The sequence below is a fragment of the Ensifer meliloti genome (assembly GCF_030064585.1).
Lineage (GTDB): Bacteria > Pseudomonadota > Alphaproteobacteria > Rhizobiales > Rhizobiaceae > Sinorhizobium > Sinorhizobium meliloti.
This window is the reverse complement of sequence record NZ_CP120364.1, coordinates 226,106-246,931: the sequence shown is the minus strand read 5'-3', so window position 1 is coordinate 246,931 and position 20,826 is coordinate 226,106. Positions and strand designations below refer to the sequence as shown.

General features: G+C 62.7%; 21 protein-coding genes. 11 read left to right on the top strand and 10 right to left on the bottom strand.

Annotated elements, in window-relative coordinates; genetic code table 11:
- Positions 1-363 carry a nuclear transport factor 2 family protein gene (locus PZL22_RS01060; protein ID WP_003532400.1) on the bottom strand — a complete coding sequence of 121 codons (363 nt, stop codon included), beginning with the start codon at positions 361-363 and terminating at the stop codon, positions 1-3.
- Between the two features lie 222 nt (positions 364-585).
- Here PZL22_RS01060 and PZL22_RS01055 point away from each other — a divergent pair, with 222 nt between their 5' ends.
- A complete protein-coding gene (locus PZL22_RS01055) occupies positions 586-1,164 on the top strand; it encodes a TetR/AcrR family transcriptional regulator (protein ID WP_050543916.1) in 579 nt (192 codons plus the stop codon).
- Positions 1,161-1,832, top strand: coding sequence for a hypothetical protein (locus tag PZL22_RS01050; RefSeq protein WP_127516240.1), 672 nt, complete (start codon positions 1,161-1,163; stop codon positions 1,830-1,832). Before PZL22_RS01055 ends, PZL22_RS01050 begins: the two co-directional genes overlap by 4 nt.
- 90 nt (positions 1,833-1,922) lie before the next feature.
- Here the strand turns inward: PZL22_RS01050 and PZL22_RS01045 are convergent, their stop codons facing one another.
- Positions 1,923-2,297: a DUF427 domain-containing protein gene (locus PZL22_RS01045; protein ID WP_003532406.1), complete on the bottom strand. Its 375-nt coding sequence runs from the start codon at positions 2,295-2,297 to the stop codon at positions 1,923-1,925.
- 224 nt (positions 2,298-2,521) lie between these two features.
- On the opposite strand from PZL22_RS01045, the gene PZL22_RS01040 reads away from it, so the two are divergent.
- From PZL22_RS01040 to PZL22_RS01010, 7 genes are all read left to right on the top strand, one after another.
- Complete coding sequence (locus tag PZL22_RS01040; RefSeq protein ID WP_033048960.1) at positions 2,522-2,899, top strand: GFA family protein; 378 nt, start codon at positions 2,522-2,524, stop codon at positions 2,897-2,899.
- Between the two features lie 158 nt (positions 2,900-3,057).
- Positions 3,058-3,948, top strand: a complete 891-nt coding sequence (locus tag PZL22_RS01035; RefSeq protein ID WP_003532408.1) for a substrate-binding domain-containing protein — start codon at positions 3,058-3,060, stop codon at positions 3,946-3,948.
- A 101-nt stretch (positions 3,949-4,049) separates the two neighbouring features.
- Complete coding sequence (locus tag PZL22_RS01030) at positions 4,050-5,561, top strand: sugar ABC transporter ATP-binding protein (protein ID WP_003532409.1); 1,512 nt, start codon at positions 4,050-4,052, stop codon at positions 5,559-5,561.
- Positions 5,558-6,520, top strand: coding sequence for an ABC transporter permease (locus PZL22_RS01025; RefSeq protein ID WP_003532410.1), 963 nt, complete (start codon positions 5,558-5,560; stop codon positions 6,518-6,520). The genes PZL22_RS01030 and PZL22_RS01025 overlap by 4 nt, the downstream gene beginning before the upstream one ends.
- Before the next feature lie 23 nt (positions 6,521-6,543).
- Complete coding sequence (locus PZL22_RS01020; protein ID WP_003532411.1) at positions 6,544-7,485, top strand: tagatose kinase; 942 nt, start codon at positions 6,544-6,546, stop codon at positions 7,483-7,485.
- Between the two features lie 2 nt (positions 7,486-7,487).
- Positions 7,488-8,768: a D-tagatose-bisphosphate aldolase, class II, non-catalytic subunit gene (locus PZL22_RS01015; protein WP_003532412.1), complete on the top strand. Its 1,281-nt coding sequence runs from the start codon at positions 7,488-7,490 to the stop codon at positions 8,766-8,768.
- 110 nt (positions 8,769-8,878) lie between these two features.
- A complete protein-coding gene (locus tag PZL22_RS01010) occupies positions 8,879-9,937 on the top strand; it encodes a LacI family DNA-binding transcriptional regulator (RefSeq protein ID WP_003532415.1) in 1,059 nt (352 codons plus the stop codon).
- Positions 9,938-9,940: 3 nt separating this feature from the next.
- Here the strand turns inward: PZL22_RS01010 and PZL22_RS01005 are convergent, their stop codons facing one another.
- Genes PZL22_RS01005 through PZL22_RS00980 form a run of 6 tightly spaced genes read right to left on the bottom strand, consistent with a single transcriptional unit; the run spans position 9,941 to position 16,595 of the window.
- The gene (locus PZL22_RS01005; protein WP_003532416.1) at positions 9,941-10,312 is read right to left on the bottom strand and encodes a hypothetical protein; all 372 of its coding nucleotides are present in this window, start codon (positions 10,310-10,312) and stop codon (positions 9,941-9,943) included.
- A 7-nt stretch (positions 10,313-10,319) separates the two neighbouring features.
- Positions 10,320-12,842 (bottom strand): cytochrome c oxidase subunit I, encoded by a 2,523-nt coding sequence (gene ctaD, locus PZL22_RS01000; protein WP_003532417.1) that lies wholly within the window; start codon positions 12,840-12,842, stop codon positions 10,320-10,322.
- Complete coding sequence (locus tag PZL22_RS00995; protein ID WP_003532418.1) at positions 12,842-13,915, bottom strand: sodium:calcium antiporter; 1,074 nt, start codon at positions 13,913-13,915, stop codon at positions 12,842-12,844. Before PZL22_RS00995 ends, ctaD begins: the two co-directional genes overlap by 1 nt.
- A gap of 3 nt (positions 13,916-13,918) precedes the next feature.
- Positions 13,919-14,902 (bottom strand): cytochrome c oxidase subunit II, encoded by a 984-nt coding sequence (locus tag PZL22_RS00990; protein WP_284718407.1) that lies wholly within the window; start codon positions 14,900-14,902, stop codon positions 13,919-13,921.
- Positions 14,899-16,023 (bottom strand): c-type cytochrome, encoded by a 1,125-nt coding sequence (locus tag PZL22_RS00985; protein ID WP_003532420.1) that lies wholly within the window; start codon positions 16,021-16,023, stop codon positions 14,899-14,901. The genes PZL22_RS00990 and PZL22_RS00985 overlap by 4 nt, the downstream gene beginning before the upstream one ends.
- Positions 16,014-16,595: a cytochrome c oxidase assembly protein gene (locus PZL22_RS00980; protein WP_003532421.1), complete on the bottom strand. Its 582-nt coding sequence runs from the start codon at positions 16,593-16,595 to the stop codon at positions 16,014-16,016. Before PZL22_RS00980 ends, PZL22_RS00985 begins: the two co-directional genes overlap by 10 nt.
- Positions 16,596-16,844: 249 nt before the next feature.
- On the opposite strand from PZL22_RS00980, the gene PZL22_RS00975 reads away from it, so the two are divergent.
- Together PZL22_RS00975 and PZL22_RS00970 are read left to right on the top strand one after the other, a co-directional pair.
- On the top strand, positions 16,845-17,297 hold the full coding sequence (locus PZL22_RS00975) for a DUF2231 domain-containing protein (protein ID WP_003532422.1): 453 nt from the start codon (positions 16,845-16,847) through the stop codon (positions 17,295-17,297).
- Positions 17,290-18,843, top strand: coding sequence for a PQQ-dependent sugar dehydrogenase (locus tag PZL22_RS00970; protein WP_284718406.1), 1,554 nt, complete (start codon positions 17,290-17,292; stop codon positions 18,841-18,843). The genes PZL22_RS00975 and PZL22_RS00970 overlap by 8 nt, the downstream gene beginning before the upstream one ends.
- 8 nt (positions 18,844-18,851) lie before the next feature.
- On the opposite strand, the gene PZL22_RS00965 is transcribed toward PZL22_RS00970, so the two are convergent.
- Positions 18,852-19,838, bottom strand: a complete 987-nt coding sequence (locus tag PZL22_RS00965) for a YihY/virulence factor BrkB family protein (protein WP_003532424.1) — start codon at positions 19,836-19,838, stop codon at positions 18,852-18,854.
- A 547-nt stretch (positions 19,839-20,385) separates the two neighbouring features.
- Positions 20,386-20,826, bottom strand: coding sequence for a DUF421 domain-containing protein (locus PZL22_RS00960; RefSeq protein WP_003532425.1), 441 nt, complete (start codon positions 20,824-20,826; stop codon positions 20,386-20,388).

The window sequence follows — 20,826 nt, the reverse complement described above, 5'->3', positions numbered from 1 at the left end:
TTAGCACTTCACGTACCCCAGACCCTCGACGATCTTTCCGTCCCGGACGCGCATGATGTTGACGCCGCGAACCCGGTCCGCTTCGCGCTCACTCCAGCGAAGCTGCCAGCGGATGATCCCGCGGTCGCCCATTGTGGAGATTTCCTCAGCTTTGAAGATAAGGTTGGCGGACGACGCCACTCCCTTCCAGAACGCGAGGCAAGCCTCACGCCCTTCGTAGCGAGCACCATCCGGGGCCGGCGCCGTATTTTCGAGAACACAACCCTCGCCGATGAGGTCATCCAGGTCTTCGGGGCGATGCTTCTCAAATGCGTTGTGGAAGCGCTTCACGATTTCGCGGGTAACTTTGCTGTCACTGATCATTTTCTCACCTCATTGAACGATGGAGCCGCTGTTGATCTCGAGCGCGTGGCCGATGATGGACTAGGCTCCGGTTGACAAAGGAAACGGCGATCCTTGCGACTCCCGCGTGTCGTCTTGCGGTGGCGAATGACCTCAGCAATGTCTCTCGGCCGCGTGGCATTGTCTATACAGACAGGTCTGCCTATCTCTTGACTGTACAGACCTGTCTGTTATAGTCAAGGGATGAAGCAAAAAACATCTGAAAGCCCGTCTGAGGGCGGCTCCGCGCGCCGCCGTTTGCTCGATACCGCGACTAGGCTTTTCTACGAAGCCGGCATTCATACCGTTGGCATCGACCGGATCATCGCGGAGGCGGGCGTGGCCAAGGCGACCTTCTACAAACACTTTCCCTCGAAGGATCACCTCGTCGTCGCCTATCTCGAAGAGATAGACCGGCTCGGGCGTGCGGCAGTGGCGGCGCTCCCGAAGCAACCTCCTGGAAAAATGATCTCGGCTGTCATGGGGCGTATCAGCGAGGCTGTGACCGCCGGAGGCTGGCGGGGATGTCCGTTCCTCAATGCGGCGGCCGAATACCCGGATCCGGATAGCCCTGTGCGACGGGCGATCAATGCGCGCCGCGTTTGGTATCACGACAGCCTCCGGAACCTTCTCGCAGAGGACGGCGATCCAACGCCTTCCGTCACCGCTTCCCTGCTCGTCGCGCTTTCCGACGGCCTGCTGGAAAGTGCCTATCTGGATGATGCCAAAAGCGTCCCCGCCCTTGTCAACGAAGCCGTGGCCAGGGTGCTGGACCGCCGATGAGCGCCGCTCGCCGCCCGAGCAGTACCGGTCTGCGCCAGTTCCTGGATCTCCAGCAGCAGTACGATTGGATGGAGGGCAAGACGACTCTCCGCGACACCGACAAGCGCGCCGAATCCCTGGAACTGCGGTTCAAATATGTCCCGCGCTTTGAGAAGCTGCTGCTCCGGCCGCAGGCGCCAGAGGTCCTGGAGATTCTCCAGCGCTACGGCCGCGAATGCATCCCGATCCCGCGCCGGACTGAGCGGCACTACTGGTCGGTTTCCTGTCTGCCGTCGACTGCGGGCAAGGCGCTGGTTCGCGTCAATGCGAGTTGGATGGAGCTTTTTTCGCTCTATGCGGATGGCGAGGGCATCAGCGCGCTTTTCGTGGTGCATCTTTCCGATTTCACCACCGACCATTCACTCGATCACGACCAAGTAGACGTAGGTCTTCTTGAGCGCTCCGTCGTGACGCCGGAAGACGTCGGCTATTTCTTCCCCCGAGGCGAGGACATTTTCGGCATCAAGGTCCGCGGCGCCTCCTCAATCGCCAAATTCCTCGCGGCGCGCCCAGCATTGCGGGCTATCAGGGCGTTCAACCTTACGCATATGAACCGGGGGCGGAACGCTTATCAGGCGAGCCACTGCTACAGCCTGGCGGATCATATGCTGAATGATGAGGAACACTGAATAACGGTCCAGGACATCGGCAGCGGCCGAGGAAAGCATCATGAACAATCCGCAGACTATCGGCGCTTGCCGAGTTATCGCGTCCTGCCGCTAGCTTTCCTCGATCGAATCCACCCGGTCCGGATAGAACGCCATGTGGTCCTTGATTTCACGGACCGCGTCATGCGGATTCTCATAGGTCCAGACGGCATTCTTCGAGCGCTCGCCACCGGGTGCGATGCTGTAATAGGACGCATCGCCCTTGTAGGGGCAATAGGTCCCATGATCGGTGCGCGCAAGCAGCGACATGTCGACGTCGCTGCGGGGGATGTACTGCACGGGCGGATAGGACGCCTCGCGCAATGTGAGCGCGTCGCGCGTATCGGCCACGACGCGGCCTTCGAGCTTGACGACGACGCGTCCGGGATTGCGCTCGACAGTGATCGGATGGTCGGGGCCTGGAATTCTGATCGGCTTGTCTGACATGAGCCTTCGCCTTCAGGTGGTTGCACCGCCTCTTAAATAGGGTCACGCCGCCCGCTTCCCAAGGGCCGCATCGCCTCGACGGGGTGGGATGGCTTCCTGTCCGGCCAAAACAAAATCCTGAAACATCGGAGATCTGAAAGAGTTGGGGCGGGATGCGGGCGGAAACGCGCGTGCGCCTTTCCTTGATCCCGCTCGAAGTCCAGCCAGATTGGAGATGCCGGCAGATGGTTACGAGAACAGGCGGGTGCCTTTGCGGAGCGCTGAAATATGAGGTCAGCGGAGAACCTTTACGGGTGGGACTTTGCCATTGTGCGGACTGCCGCAAGGAAAGCGGCTCCTCTTTCGTGACCTTCGCGGTCTGGCCCACCCGGGCTTTCAAGTGCTCCGGCGAAGTCAAGATATTCGCCGGCCGTGGCTTTTGCCCGGACTGCGGATCGCGGCTCTTCAACCCGGGAGAAGAGGAAACCGAAATTCGCGTCGGTTCACTGGACGACGCCCCGGCCACTCTCAATCCGCAATACGAGATCTGGGTCGTCCGGCGCGAGAGCTGGTTGCCTCCCCTTCCGGTGCCGCAATATACAGGGGATCGAAGCTCCAGCTAATATTTTCTCGTGCGCTTATTTTTATTGGTATGTGTGCTTTTTAAAATTGACGCGCGATAAGTTTTGTGATGTTTACTCCCTGCCAAGGTCAGGGACGGGAGGGCCTTCCTGCCTGGTTGCAAACGTTGAAGGCCCGCCGTTTCCAAGGGAGGGGAACCATGAACATGCCCCGCATTCTCAAAACTCTCGTCGCCGGCACCGCGCTCACATTGCTGGCGTCCGGCGCCTTCGCCGACGGCATCGGCGCATCGCTCCTGACCCAGCAGCACCCGTTCTACATCGAGCTCGCTGAGGCGATGAAAGCCGAAGCCAAGGAGAAGAACGTCGCGCTCGAGGTGGCGATCGCCAATCAGGACCTCAACAAGCAGCTCGCCGACGTCGAGGACTTCATCGTCAAGGGCGTTGATGTGATCGTCATTTCGCCTGTCGACAGCCAGGGCGTACGCGCCGCCATCGCAAAGGCGGAAGAAGCCGGCATCAAGGTGATCACCGTCGACGTTCCCGCTAATGGCGCGACGGTGACGTCGCATATCGGCACCGATAATTTCACCGGCGGCGTGAAGGCGGGCGAGCTCATGGCCGAGGTTCTCGGAAACAAGGGCAAGGTCGCCATTATCGACTATCCGACCGTTCAGTCGGTGGTCAATCGCGTCAACGGCTTCAAGGAAGCGATCGCCAAGCATCCGGAAATGGAGATCGTTGCGACGCAGACGGGCATCACCCGCGCCGAAGCCCTCGCTGCCGCACAGAACATGCTGCAGGCCAATCCCGACATTACCGGCATTTTCGGTTTCGGCGACGATGCGGCCCTTGCCGCGGCCGTTGCCGTCAAGGCCGCCGGACTGGAATCGCAGGTCAAGGTCATCGGTTTCGACGGCATGAAGGAAGCACGCGATGCCGTCGATGGCAATCCGGTGATGGTCGGCGTGATCCAGCAATTCCCGGACCAGATGGGCAAGCAGGCGATCGACACCGCCGTAAAGGTCGTCGCCGGCGAGACGGTACCGGCCGAGCAGCCGATCGTACCGGGCGTCTATACCGGGAAATAGGTCCCTCCCAGGACGGCTGCCGCCTCGGGGCGGCGGCATACCACGAGCGTATCCGGCGCATGGTGCCGGATACGCTCTGGTCCGGCTGAAGGAGGCCCGCCATGCATGGTTCCGCTGCGGATACCATTCTCAAGATCACCGATGTCACCAAATCCTTCGGGCAGGTCGCCGCCCTCAAGGGGATGCGGCTCGAAGTCCGGCGCGGCCGGGTTCATACGCTGCTCGGCGAAAACGGCGCCGGCAAATCGACATTGATGAAGATTCTCGCCGGCGTGCACGGGGCAACGTCAGGAGAGATCGTTCTCGACGGGCAGGCCTACCGGCCCGCCAACCCGCAGGAGGCCGCCTCGCTCGGGCTGGCGATCGTCTTCCAGGAATTGAGCCTCTGCAACAATCTGACGGTCGCTGAGAATATCCTCGCCACGCGCGAGCCGCGCCGTTTCGGCTTCATCAACGACAAGGCGCTCGTCGCCAAGGCGCACCGGATCGTAGCCGACCTCGGACTTCCCATCGACGTTACGGAGAAGGTCGGCAATCTCTCGATTGCCCAGCGACAGCTCGTCGAGATCGCCAAAGGCCTGAGCCATGATGCCAAGGTCGTCATTCTCGACGAGCCGACTTCCTCGCTCAGCGACAGCGAGGCCGAGATCCTCTTCGAGATCATCGGCCGGCTGAGGCAGCGCGGCGCCGCGATCATCTATATTTCGCACCGCATGGAAGAGATCATGCGGCTCAGCGACGACATCACCGTCATCAGAGACGGCGAATATGTCTCGACGCATGCGCGCGACGAGGTCACCATCGAGACGCTGATCGCGTTGATGGTCGGGCGCCGCATGGACGAAATCTACCCGCCGCCGGTGCACCATGTGGCGGCGGACAGGGCCCCGGTCCTTGCAGTCGACCGGCTGACGCGCGAAGGCGAGTTTCAGGACGTGTCCTTCGACGTGCGCGCCGGTGAGATCCTCGGCTTCTTCGGCCTTGTCGGTTCGGGCCGCTCGGAGGTGATGAACGCGCTTTTCGGCATGAAGAGCGCCGCAGGCACGGTGCGCCTCGATGGTGAGGTCGTGCGGTTCCGTTCCCCGGACCAGGCCATCGCCCGCGGCGTTGGTTTCGTGACGGAGAACCGGAAGGAAGAGGGCCTCGTCCTCGGCCATAGCGTCGAGTGGAACATATCCATGGCGGCTCTCGCAGACTTCGCCGGAGGGTTGGGCTTCATCCGCAACGGCGCGGAACGGGCCGCGGCATCCGAACAGGTCGGGAAGCTCTCGATTAAGACGAACTCGCTGGAAACGCCGGCGGGGGCGCTCAGCGGCGGCAACCAGCAGAAGATCGTGCTCGCCAAGTGGCTGCTCACGCGACCCAAGGTGCTGATCCTCGACGAGCCGACCCGCGGCGTCGACGTCGGCGCGAAATTCGAAATCTACAAGATCATCCGCCAGCTGGCGGCCGAGGGAACGGCAATTCTGCTGATCTCCTCCGACCTGCCCGAAGTCCTGGGAATGAGCGACCGCGTGGTCGTCATGCATGAGGGCGCGCCCGGCGCCACGCTCGAAGGCTCTGCCCTCACTCCAGAGACGATCATGGCTCACGCGACAGGTTTTCAATCATGACACAGAACACAGCAGCCAAAGCCGCCCTGGTTCGGGCTCTCAAGCAATATGGCGGCATCTTCCTTTCGCTGGTGATGCTCTGCATCGTCTTTTCCTTCTTCAACCCGCGCTTCATGACGGTTGTAAACTTCATGAACATCCTGCAGCAGGTCGCCGTTGTCGCGATCGCGGCCTTCGGGATGACATGGGTGATCCTGCTCGGCGAGATCGATCTTTCCGTCGGTTCGATCATCGCGGTGGCAGGAATGGTCGGGGCGCAATGCTTTGCCTTCGGAATGGGTTTCGTGCCGGCAATCGCGCTGACGCTCGCCGCCGGCGCCCTGATGGGAATGTTGAACGGGGTGCTGACGGCCAAGCTGCTCTTGCCGTCCTTCATCGTCACGGTCGCGACCATGGGTATCTATCGCGGCATGGTCAGCCTGCCGACCAACGGCGCGCCGGCCATGATCGAGAACGAAACCTGGACCGCAATCGGCACCGAGAGCTTCCTGGGACTGCCGATCATCATCTGGGTCGTCGCCGTTCTCTTCGTCATCAATCAGATCGTGCTCAGCAAGACGAGCTTCGGCCGGCGCGCCTATCTGACCGGCGGCAACCGTGAGGCGGCCGTCTACTCCGGTATCAAGGTCGACCGGCTGAAGATCCTGATCTTCATGATCTCCGGCGTGATGGCGGCCATCAGCGGCGTGCTGCTTTCCTCCCGCCTGTTCTCTGCACAGACCAATGCGGGCATGAGCTACGAGCTTGACGCCATCGCCGCGGCCGTTCTCGGCGGCACCAGCCTTGCGGGCGGCGTCGGAACCATGGTCGGCACGGTGATCGGCGCGCTCATCATCGGCGTCATGAACAACGGCATGAACATGCTCTCCGTCCCTTACTTCTACCAGCTGATCGTCAAGGGACTGGTGATCCTCGTCGCCGTCTGGCTCGACGTCCGTGCCAAGCAGGCAAAGCGCTGAACCACGACACGAGTGACATCCAAATGCACAAGATACTGACGATCGGCGAGATTCTCGTCGAGATCATCGCGACCGAGAAGGGTGACGGGTTCCGGAAGGCGACGCCGCTCATCGGCCCCTTCCCTTCCGGTGCACCGGCCATCTTCATCGACCAGGCCGGCAAGCTCGGTCAGCCATGCGCGATCATCTCCCGCGTCGGAGGGGATGATTTCGGCACGGTCAACCTCGAACGCCTCAAGGGCGACGGCGTCGACATTTCCGGCATCGAGGTCGATCCGCTCGCCACGACCGGCAGCGCCTTCGTCCGCTACCGGCCCGATGGCAGCCGCGCTTTCGTGTTCAACATCCGCGACAGCGCCTGCGGCAAGATCACGCTCGACGAGCGCATGACCCGGCTCGTCGGCGAATGCAGCCATGTCCATGTCATGGGCTCTTCGCTCTACGCGCCGAGCGTGGTCGAGAGCATTCTCGCCGCGATCGGCATCGTCAAGGCCGGCGGGGGCACGGTCTCCTTCGACCCGAATCTTCGTCCGGAGATCCTCAAAAGCCCCGGTATGCGCGAGGCGCTGCTTACGGTGCTCGCCGAGACCGATCTCTTCCTGCCGAGCGGAGACGAGCTTTTCCTCTTCACCGAAGCAAAGACGGAAAGTCAGGCGGTTGCGGAACTCCTCGCATCCGGCATCAAAGCCGTCGTCGTCAAACGCGGCGCGGCGGGCGCCAGCTATTTCGATGCCGGGGCGGCGCTCTCCCTGCCGGGCTTCCCGGTCGAGGAGATCGACCCGACCGGGGCCGGCGATTGCTTCGGAGCCACCTTCGTCAGCTTCTGGCTCAACGGGGCGAGCCCTCGCGAGGCCCTTGAATTCGCCGCCGCTTCCGGCGCCCGCGCCGTCATGCACTTCGGCCCTATGGAAGGCGCTTCGACACGCGCGGAACTCGAACGATTCATCAGCGAGCAACAGGCCTGATCATGCAAGAGAACCATCTCATCGACATCGCGCGGTGGAGCGAGCGTCCCGGCCCGCGCGGAATACCGTCGATCTGTTCCGCGCACCCGCTCGTCATCGAAGCTGCCATGCTGCGCGCACACCGGGAGAAAACGCCGGTGCTGATCGAAGCGACCTGTAACCAGGTCAATCAGGACGGCGGCTATACGGGCATGACGCCTGAGGATTTCACCCGCTTCGTCGGCGCCATCGCCGACCGGATCGAATTCCCCCGGGAGAAGATCCTGCTCGGCGGCGACCATCTCGGCCCCAATCCCTGGAAGCATCTCCCCGCCGATGAGGCGATGGCCAAGGCAGAGGCGATGATCACGGCCTATGCGAAAGCCGGCTTCACCAAGCTGCATCTCGACACCAGCATGGGATGCGCCGGCGAACCGACGGCGTTGCCCGACGCCACCACGGCGGCCCGCGCGGCGCGGCTGGCGGCCGTCGCCGAGGATGCCGTCGGCGGCCGTGGGGGCGTACTCCCGGTCTACATCATCGGCACCGAAGTCCCGATACCGGGCGGCGCGCTCGAGGAGCTAGACACCCTCGAGGTGACTGCTCCCGAAGCTGCCATCGAGACCGTGCGCGTCCATCGCGCGGCGTTCGAGGAGGCCGGCGCCGCCGGGGCCTTCAGCCGCGTCGTTGGCGCCGTCGTCCAGCCGGGCGTGGAATTCGGCAACGAGAACGTCATTGCCTATGCTCGTGCCAGGGCCGAAAAGCTCAGCGCCACTCTGGGCCAACTTCACGGGATGGTCTTCGAGGCCCATTCCACCGATTACCAGACGCCGGATGCGCTTCGCGAACTGGTCGCCGACGGCTTCGCGATCCTGAAGGTCGGACCCGGCCTCACCTTTGCTCTTCGCGAAGCCCTCTACGGCCTCGACCAGATCGCTGCCTTTCTCTTTCCGGCTGCGCGTGAGCGGACGCTTGCCGAAGTCACGGAAGCGGTGATGCGCGAGGAACCGGCGAACTGGGCAAAATACTACCACGGCTCGGCGGAAGAGCAGCGACTTCAGCGGCACTTCTCCTATAGCGACCGCATCCGCTACTACTGGCCGCATCCGAAGGCCGCTGCAGCCGTCGACGAACTCATGTCTCTGCTCGACGGCGTCGCGATCCCGGAAACGCTGATCAGCCAGTTTCTCGCCGGCAGCTACGCGCGCGTTCGCAATGGCGAGGTCGCGCCGCAGGCCAAGCCGTTGGCACTTGCCGCCGTCGACGCTGTTCTGCAGGATTATTTCGCAGCGTGCCGGGTCTAGATCAAGAAGTTGAGACGCGGGATGCGGGCGGCGGAAACCGCTGACACTTTTCCTCAACCCGCTCTAGCGGAAGCGCCGTGATCGGTGAATATTCCGAAAGATCAAATCAGATGAGCGGGGACGCTTCGACCGTGACGAGACAGATCAAGACGATGGAGGATTTTTCGGAGTTCGTCGGCCTGTCGCGCCCCACCGTCTCCAAATATTTCAACGATCCCTCATCGGTGCGCAAGAAGACGCGCGACGCCATCGAGGCGGCGATAAAGCAATCCGGCTTTCGGCCGAACATCTTCGCCGTCAACCTGAACCGCCGCCGAACCAACATCCTCGGGGTCATCGTACCCAATTCGACGGACCCGTTCTACATGGCTCTGACGCGCCGGATCGAGCACATTGCCGATCAGGCGGGGTTCCTCGCCTTCGTCCTTTCCTCGGACGGGAGGCCGGAGATGGAAGAACGGGCGATCGAAACCTTCAAGTCGATGAACGTCGCCGGCGCGATCATCGCGCCGCTCGGCGTCCAGTCGCATCACCAGAAGCTGAGTGCGCTCGGACAAAGCATCCCGCTGATCTATGTCGACTCGCCGCTCGACGACAGTTCCTCCTTCGTCGGAACCGACAATCGGCAGAGCTTCAGGCTGATGGTCGACTATCTCTGCCGTTCGGGCGGGCCGCCCTGCTATCTCGGCATGCCCCCGGTCAACAACAACGCCATGGCGCGCCAGGACGCTTATGTCGAGGCCATGCGGCAACTGAAGATGAAACCGGAGGTCGTGGAGACGACGGCATATGCCTCCTGGGACTTCGAGAAGTTCGGCTTCGACGAGACGCTCCGCATCCTGTCAAAGGGCGGTTTCCCGACGCAAACCGTTCTTTGCGCCAACGACCGCGTCGCCTTCGGCGTCATTGCCGCCGCGTTTCAGTCGGGCCTGAAGGTCGGGCGCGATGCCGACAGTGATCTGAGGGTCGCCGGCCACGACGACCATCCCTTGTCCCGCTACACCTGTCCGCCACTGACGACGGTCGCGCAGAACTACAACGAAATCGGCAGGCTGGCGATCGAACTGCTCCTGTTCAAGCTCGGCGAAACATCCGGCAACGGCGAAGCCTTTCGGGAGGACGAACGCATTTTGCTGAGCGCCGAGATCATGTTGCGCGGTTCGGCTTAGATATCACCTGAACTGTGCGCATGGCGCAAGCGCGAGTGCTCCCGAGCCGGTCCACAGGACACCCGTCAGGGCCAGGACTGTCAGAAGGCGTTCCGCGCGGATCAGGAAGGGCTGGTCGTCTCCCCGGTCGGCACAGCGCAGCGCTTGCGCGAGCTTTCCCGGAAACGAAAAGGCCAGCAAGAGTGCTCCGGCCGCGGCGAGTGTGGCCACAACGATGGATCCCGGAACGATGGTGGTCGCCCATGGGCCCCCGACGGCGCACGCCACGGCGTGGAAGGTATAGACGGCAAGCAGATGTCCACCCCAAAGGATCGGCCCGGCCAGAAGAAAGAGAATTGCGCCGGCAATGGGTGGTTCGCGGATTGGATCGTTCATGACGCACCTATCCGATCAGTCGCGGGAAGCCGTGAATCAGTCCGAGGCCCAGCAGCGACTGGGCGACGGTGTAGTGATAGAGCAGCGCGTAGCTGTCGTAGGTCACCCGCCGGACGGCATCCAGCTTCCCGGCCAGATGCCGCGCCATCGCGAACAGCCCCATGATCACCAGGGCGAAGACGAGTTGAGCGAAGAGAACGGCGCCGAGATAAACCATGGCTCCGTAGGCGTTCCCCTCGGGGCTCAAGCCGGTCGCCAAGTGTCCCCGGAGTTCAAGTGCGAACGCACCCGTCAGGCAGGCGAGCGAAAGAAGCAGAGCGACCGACATTGCCACGCGCGACGCCGAGAACACGCCCAGCCTGCGGCTGACAAGCCATAGGATACCCGAGCCGGCGAGAAGCAGCGCCGCGGACCCCAATGGCCAGCCAAGCGGCGGTGGTTCCGGGGAACCGATCGGTGCCCAGACCTCCGGCGAGACGACCCAGAGGAACAGGTAGGAAAAGACATAGGCGAGATAGAGGGACGCCGCAACGAACATCAGGACCACCATCGCCCACCAGGAGTGCGACGTCGGGCCGCTCATATAGGTGGGAAGACGGACGCCCTTGGCGATTTCGATCATGCCTTTCGAAGGCCCGGGGTCGAGCCCCCAGGCCCAGACTAGGATGAAGGCGATGGCGAGAACTCCGCAGACGGTCGCGATCGTCACCATCTTGACCGTCAGCAGCAGGAAGAACGCGGCCGTAAAGACGGCCGCGAGGAAAGGCGGCCAGCCGGGACCGGGCATCTGGATGACATATTGCGGACGGGCATGGATCGGCGAGGTCACGATCGTTTCTCGCCAACCGGTCGGAGCGTTTGGAAGATAATGATGGCCGTCGCGTACCTCCTGAGGGAGGCTCGGCCGGTCCCAGAGCGGTTCGCGACTGGTAATGTGGGGAATGCTTCGGGTCGAGTAGACGTCGTTCGGCAGCCATTCCAGCGTGCCCGCCCCCCACGGGTTCTCCTGAGGCCCATTGCCGAGGCGAAACTTCGCGGCGAGATCCACCAGAAAGACGAGAACGCCGACGGCAAGCACATAGGTCCCCACCGTGGAGATGAGGTTCAGCGTGTCCCAGCCCATTTCGCCGGGATAGGTCCAGACTCGCCGCGGCATTCCTCTGAGTCCTGTCAGATGCATCGGCAGGAAGGTCACGTTGAAACCGATGAAGATCAGCCAGAACACCCACCGGCCCAGCCGTTCCGAGAGCATCCGGCGGCTGAAGAGCGGCATCCAGTAATAGATCGCCGCAAACAGCGGAAATACGAAACCGCCGATCAGCACGTAGTGGAAATGTGCAACGACGAAATAGGTGTCGTGTACCTGATGGTCGAAGGGCACCATGGCCACCATGACGCCGGTAAGCCCTCCAAGGGTGAAAATGAACAGGAAGCCGAGAATGAACAGCGATGCGGTCGTGATCCGGAAGCGCTCCCGTCCCGCGGCGATGGTCGCGATCCAGGAAAAGACCTGGATGCCCGAGGGAACAGCGACCGCCATGCTGGCGGCGGAGAAGAAGGCGAGGCTCAGCGCCGGAATGCCTGTCGTGAACATGTGGTGCACCCAGAGCCCGAAGCTGAAAAACCCGGTGCCGATCAAGGCGACGACGATCAGGTGATAGCCGACGAGCGGTGTGCGGGCCATCGTCGGTACCATCATCGAGACGAGGCCCGCGGCCGGAAGGAAGATGATGTAGACTTCCGGGTGCCCGAAGAACCAGAAGAGATGCTGCCAGAGCAGCGGATCTCCCCCGAGTGCGGCTGTGAAGAAGGGCCATCCGAACGCCCGCTCGATCTCCAGCATCATCGTCGCCAGGATCACTGCCGGGAAGGCGAACATGATCATGCTGGCAAAGATCAGCATCGTCCAGGCGAAGATCGGCATCTTGGCGAGCGACATGCCCGGCGGCCGCGTCCTCAGCGCGCCAACGACGATCTCCACTGCCCCGGCGATCGCCGAAATCTCGATGAAGCCGATGCCGAGCAGCCAGAAATCGGCGTTGTCACCCGGCGAATACTCCATGAGCGTCAGCGGCGGATACATGAACCAGCCGCCTTTCGGCGCGAGGTCGTAGAAGATGGTCGAGAAGAAGACCAGCCCGCCGACCACATAGGCCCAGATGGCGAAGGCGCTGAGGCGCGGAAAAGGCAAGTCGCGCGCCGCCAGCATCTGCGGCAGCAGCATGACGCCGAGCGCCTCGACTGCCGGCACCGCAAAGAGGAACATCATCGTCGTGCCGTGGACCGTGAACATCTGATTGTAGAGGTCCTGGTCGACGAGGCGATTGTCGCCGAGGGCAAGCTGCGTGCGCATGACGACGGCCAGCAGACCGGCCATCAGGAAGAAGAGAAACGCGACGCCGAGATAGAGAAGACCGATCACCGTATTGTTGACAGCCGTCACCAGCCGCCAACCGCGCGGCGTCGCCCAGATGCGCTCCAGTTCGCGGACCTCGCCTTCGGGCCGGGGATCGGGATTTGGCAGTTCCATCATCCGCCTCCACCGCCAGTGTCGCGCAGGAAATAGAGGACGACCAGCCCCGCCAGGTAAACGCTGAGGACCGCAAAGGAGTCGTAACCCATCCTGAGGATTGTCCGGTCCCGCCGTTCGACCAGTCCGATGAAGAAGATCGCCGTGACCGTGATCGCGATCAGCGCTGCAAACGCCTCGAAGCGCCCGGCGCCGTTCATCACCGCGTCGGCACCTCCGGTGACATCGATGATGAAAAGAAGGGAGAGATCTATGAGGTTCGTGCCGAAGATATCCGACATGGCCATGGTATAGAGGCCGGCACGCGTGGCGCTGAACACCGTGCTGACTTCCGGCAGCGACGTCGCAATCGCCACGAGGACCGCACCGATGAAGCTCTGGCCGAGTGCGGTCGCTTCGGCGATCGCCTCTCCCGAACGCGACAGCAGATAGCCTGCGACGATGATGACGGCGCCGCAGCCCGCAGTGGCCCAGCCCACCACACGCAGCGATTTCTTCTTGCTGTCCTCGGCCTCCTTCCGCGCCCTCTCTTCCTCCTTCTCCGGCGTGACCTCCTCGTCATTCGCTATCCAGGGCCTGTCGCGCTGCGTCCGTGACAAGACCCACATGCCGAAGCCCGTGACCGCTGCAAGCAGCCACATCCACACGCCCGAGAAAAGCACCGGCACGTCGCCCACCACGATCGAGGCGGCGACGATCGACAGGAGAAGGATTTTGAAGCCGCCCTGCAGCATGACGACCGGGTCGGGAATGACCGAGGTCAGTGCCCGGCGGCCGATCAGCATGTCGGCAAGGGCGAGGATCGCCACCTGCATGGCGATGCCGCCGAGGATGCTGTTGACCGCGAGACTGGCGTCACCGCTGAGCGACGAGGTCACGCCTACCGCCAGCTCCGGCAGGGAAGTGATGCCGCCGAGAAGCACGACGCCAATGAAGGCTTGGCCTACTCCCGTCTTCTCGCTGATCGCATTGGCATAACCAGTGATTTTGACTCCTGACATCCAGACTGCCACGGCCGCCCCCGCGAAAATCGCGAGATTAAGCCAAAGTCCAAGGCCGGCGAAGTCAAGCATAGGTCACCTCAACTGGTCCAGATAGGCGGCGAGCTGCCGCAATTCGTCGTCGGTGAAGATTTCGAATGGCGGCATCAGATTTTCCGGCTTCACGTGCTGGCCGTCGCGGATCCAGCGGACGAAGGCGGCGACGTCGTTTTCGAGCGTGGCGGCGGCAAGCGAGTGCCGGCTGCCCACATGCGTGAGGTCGGGGCCGATCGTACCCCGGGCATCCGTGCCGCGGACCCGGTGGCATGCGGCGCAGCCGGAGGAGAGGAAAAGCGCCTGCCCTGCGGCCTGATCCGGATTCGCAGCCGAGGCGTCGCCGGCTTCGCCTGCGAGCCAGGAGGAAAACTGGTCTTCCGGCATGGCGATCACGTAAAAGGACATGAAGGCATGCGGCCCGCCGCAATACTCCGCACATTGGCCGCGACTGATACCGGCCTTCGTCGCTTGAAGCGTCAGCGTGTTGGTATGGCCGGGGATCATGTCGAGCTTTCCGGCGAGCCGCGGCACCCAGAAGCTGTGAATAACGTCTGCCGATGTCAGTTCCAATTCCACCGGCCGCCCGACAGGCAGCCGGATTTCGTTGGCGCTCTCGATGCGGCGTCCGGCCTCGTCCACATAGGTCACCCGCCACCACCAGCGCTCGCCCACGACCTCGATGCGCAATGCGCCCTGCGAGCGGGCCTCGGTGGTGCCAGGTGACATAAGGTAGAAGCCGTAAATCAGCAGGACGCTGAGAGCCAGGATCGGGAAAACGAGCCCGCCCCCGATGACTATCCTTTCGCCCGCGATGCGGGCACGCCAGCGCTCGCCGCCGAAAAGCGCGACCGCCGTGATCAGGCAGACCGCGAACAGAATGGCGGTCGAGAAGAGGACCAGCAGCCAACTGAGCGTGCCGATGCGCTCGGCTTCCGCGCCGGAAGGATCGAGGGCGGACTGCAGCCCGGCGCAGCCCTGCAGCGCGAGAGCGCTCGCCGCCGCGAAATATCGGGCGAGCCTCATCGGTTCACCTCCGTCATCGGAGCCGCAGCTCTTCCCGGAGGCAGTGAACCCAGATAGGCGGCGACGTCTTCGATCTGCGCCTCGTCCAGTGCGCCGGCAACCGCCGTCATGATCTTCCCATAGGGGGTCCCGATCCGCCCTCCGCGCCGCCAGAGCCGTATCTGCTCCTCTATGTACTCGGCATGCTGGCCGGCGAGGACCGGAAACTGCTGCGATTGACGTCCGGAATGGCAGCTCAGGCAGGCCGGTACGCCCTGATGCGCGATGCCGCGATTGGCAATGGCTTCGCCACGCCTGAGTTGCTCGGGATCAGGAGGCGCCGATTGATTTCCGGCGGTTGGCCGAAGCGCGGAATAATGCGCTGCCAGCTCCCGCATGGCATCCTCCGACAGAAGGTCGGCGACCGGTTCCATGGCACCGCTCGGGCGGGTCCCCTTCGCATATTCCTGGAGGCTGCGCAGGAGATAGGCTTCCGGTAACCCCGCGAGCCGCGGGATACGGTCGCCGTTCGTGCCTGTGCCTTCGCGTTCATGGCAGCGCCCGCAGGCCGTCAATGCGCTGCCGCCCACGGATCGCTCATCGCTACTGGCCTGGCTGCGCGTGAGGCCTGCCAGTTCGGGATAATTGCCTGCCGTTGCGGGCAGGCTCGCGAGGAATGCCGTGACGGCCCAGACCTCTTCGTCGCGCCGCGTATTCGGCCATGCGGGCATGCCGGTATATTTGAGGCCGTGCTTGACGATCCAGAAGATCTCCTCCGGCGGGCGGCGCTTGCCGATGTCCATCAGATCCGGAGGCGGGGGCAGCATGCCGCTGACGATCGGGTTTATCTCTTCCCCGGGGCGGTTGTGGCACGCTACGCACGCACCTTCGAAATGGGATGCCCCGAGTCGGATCATGCCGTCGTCATCGAGCGGCGGAACCTCGATCGTAAAGCTTCGGTTGGCGATCGATCGTTCGCGGATCAGCGTCAGGATCCAGGTCGTAATCCGCAGATGGTCCTTGGAGGCCGCGACGTTGTAGACCCCGGACCAGACGAACACGACGCCCGCGGTCACGAGCAGCACGGCGCCGAGCCCGACGATTTTCGCAACGGCCGTCCAGTGCAGGTTTCTCAGGTCCACGCTGCTGCACCTGTTCTGGATCCCGCCTCGTCTTTCTCCATCGTCAGAAGCCAGCGCGCGGCAATCACGATCCCTGCGAGAACATAGGTCACCGGACAGGCGACCAGCATGATAAGCCCCGCGAGCTGCTGATCGGCCAAAGTGGCGTTCACGGCTCCGGTCGCATGCGCCGTGTGGGATGCAGCGAAAGCGGGGTAGAGCGCTCTCGGCGCGAAGACGAAGAGCACGGCGAGAAGACAATAGAGCTTGCTGGTTATCAGAAGGGCGACGATCGGTTGCCAGGAGCGTTGACCATGAAGACGCAGGACCGCCCGCCAGAATAGGAATGCGGTCAGGAACAGGCTGGCATTCATCAGCAAATGAACCGTGGGAAATTCCAGTGCCCGGTTGAGAGAAGGCGGCGCATGCCAGGCCCAGAGGGCGGCGATCTGCGCAAATGTCGCGAGCGCCAGGGCCCGCCCGGCGATTTCCCGCCTCTGCAGCCGAACCCGCGTCACGGCGAATGCAGCCAGGGGCGCGGCGAGGTTCATCAGCAGGATATGCACTGCCATATGCGTCGCCAACGGCCCCATCACTCCCCCTAGTCCTCCGAGCGGCTGACCAAGACCGCGACGGTCAGGTTTCAGAAAGGTCGCCGGCGCAGGCGGCCGGTCGAAACACGGCATCGAAAGACCGTGTCGCAAGGCGAAACTGTTTGGGGTGCTTCATGGTTCCAATCCGCACCTCGTGGTTGCGAAGCCGGCCGAACCACCCGACGCGACCGCTCACGGAACAAATAGGCAGGCCCGAGGTTTCAACCGTCGACCGAACAGGAGGCACCGATGAGCCTGAATTCCGCATCGACTGCCGCGACCGTCACCACCCCGGTCCATTCGTTGCTCGTGCCGTTTCCAGTCGTCTGTTTTACGCTCGCCCTTCTGACCGATATCGTCTTCTGGCAGACGGGACATATCATGTGGCAGAACTTCTCCGCCTGGCTGCTCTTTGCCGGTATCATCGCCGGCGTGATCGCCGGTCTCGCCGGTGTGTTGGAGTTCCTGTTTCGAAGGGAGCGACGCAGGCAAGGGGCGGTTTGGCTCCATGTCGTCGGCTACATCCTCGTCTTCGGCCTCGCCTTCGTCAACAACCTCGTCCATGCCGCCGATGGCTGGACGGCTGTGGTGCCATACGGGTTGATCCTCTCCGCGGCGACGGTGCTTCTGACGATCCTCTTCGCTTTGCTTGGCCGCGCCACCCTCTATCGCAGGCAATCCGGAGTGAGCGGTTATGAATAGCTCTGCCTTCTTGGGTGTAAGATTCTTCATCGGAACCGGCCTTCTCCTCCTGGCGCTCGCAGGCTGCAGCGATGACGGCGCGGATTTCGATGTCTCGCAGCAGATCGGCCCCGATCCGGTCCTGCCGGAACCGACATCGGAGCTCCTGCCGGACATGAAAGTCGCCGAGGTCGTCGGCTGGCAGGACGGCAAGACACCGAGCGTTCCCGACAATCTCGTCATTGCCGCCTACGCGAAGGACCTTGCCAATCCGAGGACCGTCCATACGCTGCCGAACGGCGACGTTCTCGTCGTTCAATCGCGCGAACCCTCGGGCAAGCCGATAGAGCGTCCGAAGGACATGATCCGAGGTTGGGTCATGTCCATGGCCCATGGCGGTGGTGCCGGACCCGAAAAGGAAAGCAACCTGATCACGCTGCTCCGCGACACCGATCGCGACGGAACGGTGGACGAACGCCACGACCTGCTGACAGGGCTCCATTCTCCTTTCGGAGTTGCGTGGCACGACGGAACGCTTTACGTGGCGGCAGCCGATGCAATCCTTGCCTACCCCTACCAGCTCGGGCAGGCGGAGATCACCGGCGAGCCGCGGGTTCTTACGCCGCTTCCGGGTGGCCCGATCAACCATCACTGGACCAAGGACCTGGCCCTCAGCCCCGACGGGCGCTACCTCTATGCCTCCGTCGGCTCCAACTCGAACGTAGCCGAGCGCGGGCTCGAGGCCGAGAAAGGCCGTGCTGCAATCTGGCAGGTAGATCGGGAAACGGGTGCGGCCCGCGTCTTCGCGTCCGGCCTGCGCAATCCGAACGGGCTGATCTTCCATCCCGAGACCGGCGTGCTCTGGACGGTCGTCAACGAGCGTGACGAACTGGGGCCGAATCTCGTGCCGGACTACATGACTTCGGTGCAGGAAGGCGCCTTCTACGGCTGGCCATGGAGTTATTTCGGCGCCCATGTGGACGAGCGGGTCCATCCGCCGCGGCCGGACATGGTCGAGAAAGCGATCCCGCCGGACTATGCCCTTTCCAGCCACGTCGCCGCCCTGGGTCTGGTCTTCTCCAACGGCTCCGCCTTGCCGGAGCCCTTCGCCAACGGCGCCTTCATAGGCGAGCACGGGAGCTGGAACCGCAGCAGCTTCAACGGTTACAAGGTCGTCTATGTGCCCTTCGAAAACGGCCGGCCGGCCGGAAAGGCTCCGGACGTCGTGACCGGCTTCATCGAAGGCGATCAGGCACGCGGTCGTCCGGTTGGCATAGCGATCGACGGGACCGGGGCGCTGCTCGTCGCCGACGACGCCGGCAACACCGTCTGGCGCGTCGCCGGATCCGACGGCAGGGTGACGCCGACCCCTGTCGGTACGGACGGACAGAGGGATAGCCCGGTCACCAGCGAAGCCAGCCCACCGGCGGGTGAGACAGGAGGAACAGCCGGAGGGGCCGCTCCTCCCGCAGCTGGTGCCACGCCTCCGGAGCCGCCGCAGACCGATGTTGCGCCGGCTACTCTGCCGAGGGCTACGGAACAGGGACCACCGGAGCAACAGCAATAATCTGCGATCTAATCCTCGGCGTCGCCGACCGTGTCGGCGACATAGGCATCGCGCTTTCCGAGCTCCTTGGGCCGCCCTGTCGTTGAATCCCTCGCCGTCTGATGTTCTAACTCGGCATTGAGTTCAGCACCGATGATGACGATCATGGTGGATATCCAGATCCAGAGCATGAAGCCGATCAGCGCGCCGAGAGCGCCGTAGGTGGCATTGTAGTTCGCAAAATTGTCGATGTAATACGAGAACGCCAGAGATGCGACGAGCCAGCAGATCGTGCTCAGGGCCGCACCCCAGGTAAGCCACCTGAGTTTGGCTGGCTCCCGGCTCGGACCGTAGCGATAGATCAGGGTGATGCCCGCCGCTATGAGCAACAGCATCACGGGCCAGCGTACGAATCTGAGCAGGCCTTCCAGTTCCAGGTGGAGAAAGGCCAGCACTGCCGGCAACACCGCGATGGCCGCGATTAGGACGGCAGTGAGGATCAAACCGGCCAGCGTGAATCCGATGCTCAACAGAGTCAGCCGGATGAAGCTGCGCTTTTCAGTCTCGTCGTAAGCGATATTCATCGCCTCGAAGAGCGCCCCCACTCCGTTGCGTGCGCTCCAGAGCGCGAAGAGCAGCCCGGCTATGAAGCCGAGGCTCAGGCTGGAGGTTTTCTGGGACGACAGGGTTTCCAATTGATCGGTCATCATTTGAAGCGACTGCGCCGGAAGGACTGCCGCGAGCAATGTAGCCTGCTCTGCGATCGTGGCCGGATCGGAAACCAGACCGTAGATGGAAACGAGCGAGGCGAGCGCTGGAAATGCGGAGAGGAGCACATAAAAGGTGACGCCGGCGGCAATGAGCGAAATCCTGTCCTCGCTAATCTGGGAAACCACGCGCCAGAAGACGTCACGCAGGCCCCTCGCGGGGATTTCGCCCGGGCTGTCGGCCGCGCGTCCCCTGCCCGCTTCGTGAGCCTGTTCGTCGGTTCCCCTCTGTGCATCACCGGATTTCATCTGATTGTCCTCGCGCGTTCGAAAGCCCGCCATGCCCCTGATCGGCCTTACCGACGGGCGATCGCGGGTGGCATTCGAACACGCTAAGCGATGCCTTGTTCCTTGCGATCGCCGCTATTCGGCATTGCGGCGCGAAACCCTTACTTCACGACAGAGCTTCTTTTCTCATGAGAAGTGCTCCATGCTCTCGTAGTGCGTTTTCGGATTTAAAAAGAACTGAATCATGAAACCTGCGACGCTGCGCTTAACCGCCTCATTTTTGTCGGGGGCTACTCCGTTTCTTCCGGCTATCGCGGGGAACGTGCAGTACGAAAAGGGAGAAGTTCGAAGTCAAAGCCTAGGCATGAAGAATGTCGTAGATGCCAATACCGACTGCCTCGAGTTCAATGATCAATGCTCGGTTTGTTCGTTGATGACGGAGTGGTCGAGTGCTCCTCGCCCAAGATCGCATGTATCAAGGGGAGTACCGTTCCACGATGAGATCGAAATGAAGTGGCACCTACATTGGCGGCACCGGGAATTTCCAGCCGTTGGCACCGGCCCCGCGTCATCTCGGAATGATGCTGATTCCTCCGTCGGCCTCGAGAACAGCGAATTTGATTTGGTCGAGGCGAGCCAGACCCTGCTGCTCCCGGGCGGCGACAAGTATGTCCTCGATGTTGACCCGCGCTCTTCTCAAGGCACGTTCGTCGACCTTGCCGTCTGCGATGAGCACCGTCGCCGTGCCGTCGAGGAACAGAGCGATCTTCGGCGACCATTGCTTGAGGTAGGAGAGAACGATATCGACGCCGAAGAGCGTCAGGATGAGCAACGTTGCGTTGACGATGGAGAAGTCGTCGCCGAGCAAGGCCTGCTGGGTCGTCTCCGCGATGATGAGCAGCAGCACGAAGTCGAAGGTCGTCATCTGAGCAACCGTGCGCCGTCCGGAAAGCCGGAGCGCGGCAAGGAGTATAAAATAGATCGTAATACCGCGAACGACGGAGTCCAT